The sequence below is a fragment of the Halarchaeum nitratireducens genome (assembly GCF_014647155.1).
GTDB classification, from domain to species: domain Archaea; phylum Halobacteriota; class Halobacteria; order Halobacteriales; family Halobacteriaceae; genus Halarchaeum; species Halarchaeum nitratireducens.
Genome location: NZ_BMOQ01000018.1, coordinates 1 through 3,695 on the forward strand (window position 1 = coordinate 1; position 3,695 = coordinate 3,695).

Annotated in this window: 4 protein-coding genes; 2 read left to right on the plus strand and 2 right to left on the minus strand. The window is 59.4% G+C overall.

Annotated elements, in window-relative coordinates:
- The coding region (locus tag IEX91_RS16105; RefSeq protein WP_188880233.1) for a permease at window positions 1–794 on the minus strand (794 nt) is incomplete at its 3' end.
- A gap of 328 nt (window positions 795–1,122) precedes the next feature.
- On the opposite strand from IEX91_RS16105, the gene IEX91_RS16110 reads away from it, so the two are divergent.
- Window positions 1,123–2,589, plus strand: a complete 1,467-nt coding sequence (locus IEX91_RS16110) for an amidohydrolase family protein (protein WP_188880235.1) — start codon at window positions 1,123–1,125, stop codon at window positions 2,587–2,589.
- 29 nt (window positions 2,590–2,618) lie between these two features.
- On the opposite strand, the gene IEX91_RS16115 is transcribed toward IEX91_RS16110, so the two are convergent.
- A complete protein-coding gene (locus tag IEX91_RS16115; protein WP_004048660.1) occupies window positions 2,619–3,143 on the minus strand; it encodes an ArsR/SmtB family transcription factor in 525 nt (174 codons plus the stop codon).
- Between the two features lie 201 nt (window positions 3,144–3,344).
- On the opposite strand from IEX91_RS16115, the gene IEX91_RS16120 reads away from it, so the two are divergent.
- Window positions 3,345–3,560, plus strand: coding sequence for a heavy-metal-associated domain-containing protein (locus IEX91_RS16120; RefSeq protein ID WP_004594622.1), 216 nt, complete (start codon window positions 3,345–3,347; stop codon window positions 3,558–3,560).
- Window positions 3,561–3,695 lie beyond the last annotated feature (135 nt).

The window sequence follows — 3,695 nt, forward strand, 5'->3', positions numbered from 1 at the left end:
AGCAGGCCGTCGCCCTGAATGAACAGGGTGTTCCACACCCACTGGGGGACGAAGACGATGACGAACCCAGAAATAAGGAAGCCGGCGACGATGTCTTTCCAGATCATCGACCACTCCTTGCGGTACTGATTCCCGACCTTGTACCAGCCACCCCACGACAGCAACTCGTCACGCCACCCGCCGCTACTCGACGTCTCCTGGCGATAGGTCTCCATACAGCCCTCCGAGCAGAATTTGAGCGTCTCACCGCCGTCGGTCGTGAGCGTGTACTCGTCTTTCCCCTCCATCCCGCAGGTGGGATCTTCCGTGACGCCCGCCTGGCGGTCGCGCTCGTTGAGCTTCTCGCGGACTTCGTTAAACAGGTTTTCGGGAAGCGTGAGGTGGACGATGGCGGCCATGACGGCGATGAGAATCAGGCCGCCGAGCAGTTCCGCGACGAGGAACTCCCAGCCAAGCAGGATGAGAATCATCAGCCCTAGTTCGACGATGAGGTTCGTCGACGCGAACATGAACGCGAGGAAGTTCACCGCGTGCGCCCCCTTCTTGAACAGGCCCTTCCCGATGGCGACGGCGCCGAAACTACAGCCACTGCTTGCTGCTCCGAACACAGTCGCCTTGGTAAGTCCAGTTAGATCGCCCTCACCCAGCACCTGTGCCATCCGCTCCTTCGAGACGTAGACCTGGACGAGACTCGTAATCGTGAGGCCCATGATGATCGCCCACGCCGCCGTCCAGAGAAATCCGACACCGATACGAAGGGATTCAAGAACTCCGTCGATTATCGTCGCCTGCATAGGTGTATCATTGTAGGGATCATCTATTGCGGTTTTGATTAGAATATACTGCCTATGAGGGTATCAGTACTATGGCATCGTAACCGTCGGCCATAGATGATCTATCGTGAAGAGGGGAAAACATTGCAAACCTCCACAAGCTCCACGGAATCCGACTTCAGATTCAAAAGGGGAATCTGATTAAATCACGCCGACGTATTAGAGGCTAATGGGACCAGTAGAGACCGATGATATCCCAAATGAGGGGAACACCACCTGGAAGAACAGCCTTCGCCGGCCTGCTCGGTTGTCCAGTACGGTAACTGTCACATCCACTTCCTAATTTACGATGGCTGTCGATCTGGCAATCCATGATGCACTCGTTCTCACAGCCGACGAGCGGAACCGCCTGTACGAGCGCGGCACAGTATGCATCACCGATGGCTGTATCGAAGAAGTCCGACCATCACGTGCAGGAGACGGAGAATTAGAAGCGTCCACCGTTATCGACGGGAACGGGAAACTGGTGATGCCGGGGTTGGTGAACGCCCACACGCACTTGGAGATGACACCGCTCATCGGTGCGTTTAGCGAACTCGAGCTGACGGAGATGCTTGGGAGTGGGACGGCCTTGTTTAACAGATTAGGGAACGGCGAATTCGAGTACCTCGTCGAGGCAGGCGTCGAGCTCGCAGCGCTCAATTTCCTCTTGGGCGGTGTCACGACCGTGAACTCGATGGACGCACGGCCTGCCGCAGGTGCAGAGGCGTTCGGGGAAGCAGGGCTCCGCGGATTTTTCGGCCCGGCGATCTCGGACCTCTTCTGGGACCAACCAGTCGATCAGCAGTTCTCCCGTGCTCGCGAGTTCGTCGAAACGTACCACGACACGTACGACGGCCGAATCAGGGCGACGATCTGCCCGCACGACGACTGGTCGTGTACCCGGCAGCTGTGGGAACGGACCGCATCCCTCGCCGCAGAGTATCCGGACCTGCTCGTCCACACGCACTTGCTCGAACTCGAGGAGAGTAACACGATGGCACGAGCGAACGGTGGCGAGGACTCGGTAGGATTGCTCGACGACGTTGGACTCCTGGACGACCGACTGGTCGCTGCTCACTTCCGCCTCGGCGACGAAGAGGACATCCAGCGAACCGCCGAGGCGGACGCGGCTGTTGCGCACTGCCCGTCCGTCTTCTGTTACTGGAATCCGGACGGGGAGACGCAGTGGACGCCCGTTCCCGAGCTTCGAGCCGCCGGCGTCGACGTCGGAGTAGGGATTGACGACCACTACTGGCACGACTCGTACAGCATGTTCGGTGAAGCGCGGCAAGCTCGGCTGGCGGCAAATCTCAAGCGTTCAGCCGGGCAGTTCGACTCGATGGAACTGATACGAATGCTCACTATCGAGGGCGCACGCGCGCTGGGGATGGGCGACGAGATCGGCAGTATCGAAGCGGGAAAGCGCGCGGATATTATCCTCCTCGACGTCGACAAACCGAAGTTCACGCCACTGACCAACGTTCCCGCACACGTCGTGAACAACGCGGTCCCGGCCGACGTCGAGACAGTGATCGTTGACGGCGACGTCGTCCTCCGGAATGGTGTGCCCGAGACAATGGACTCGGACGACGTGCGACAGCGAGTAAATCAGGCTGTCGAACGCTTCATGGACGAGACAGGCTGGGAGTTAGACATTGGTGGTAGTGAATCGCCGACCAGCATCGAGACTGTACGGGACCTCCCAAAGCGTGGCCCTGCGCGACTCCTGACTCGCCTCGCGATGCAATCCGCGCGTGATCGGTTCTCCTTCTAAGACCCTGCCAGCGTAGGGGTGGTTCCCCCTCAGGAATTTCTGTGGGCGCGAACGAACGCACGTCGCAGGACGGTCAGAAGAACGTACGTCTCGTACTTCTGGGTCTGGCAGTGCTCGCAGGGCTGCATATCCTCGACGATCTCCTCAATAGCGTCGTCGTACTCGTCGGTGAGCGTAGTGAGCGCGTCCGTGATCTGGGGCTGGGCAGCGTCGATCATCTCCTCGACGGCGGCGTCGGCCGAATCTGGTAGTGAGTACGAGAGGACGATCGTGTTCGCGTGGTAGTACTTCGTCGTCCCACCACGCCCCTCCTCGAAGCGAACGACGTCGACGAGGCCCGCATCCCGGAGCTCGTTGATGTGATGGCGGACCGTGTTCTCCGTCCGGTCGATGCCGCGATCGTCGAGGCGTTCGTGGACCTCGGTCGCAGTTAGGGCTTCCTCGGACAGAATGTCGAGGACCATCGCCCGCATCGGCTCGTCGATGGCGTCCGAAATCCGAGTGTCTCGCACCGCGATGTCGTCGAGACGGTGGTCGGTATCGGAATCACTCATACGAGGACTGAGCGCGAGCACGCGGGAAAAGGTAGCGGGGCAGGAGTCGGGTAGGTGTCTGTCGAGGTATCCAGTACAGGATGGACCCGCGATAGCGAAAGCCCTAGACGACCCGTTTGACTATTCCAACGACTCGTATCCGAATTCAAACATATCATATAAAAAATACTTATTGAGGTACGGGCACTATCTCAAACTGTAATGAGCGACACAACCCAATTCCGCGTCCTCGACTTCGACTGCCCGACCTGCGCGAGTACCGTCGAACGCGCCCTGTCGAACGTCGACGGCGTCCAGCACGTCGAAGTCCACTACGCGACCGGCCGCGTCGAGATCGAGTACGACGACAGCGTCGCTGACCCCGACGCCTTCGCAGAGACCATCGAAAACCAGGGGTACACTCCCCAGCCCGCCTAACACTATGAACAAACAATCGATCACGCAGTACTACCGGAACCACCGGAAGGCCATCGTCACGGCGACAAGCGGCCTGCTGTACGGCGGTGGCTGGAGTCTCGGCTACCTCACGAGTTTCGAGATGGCAAGCGCCGC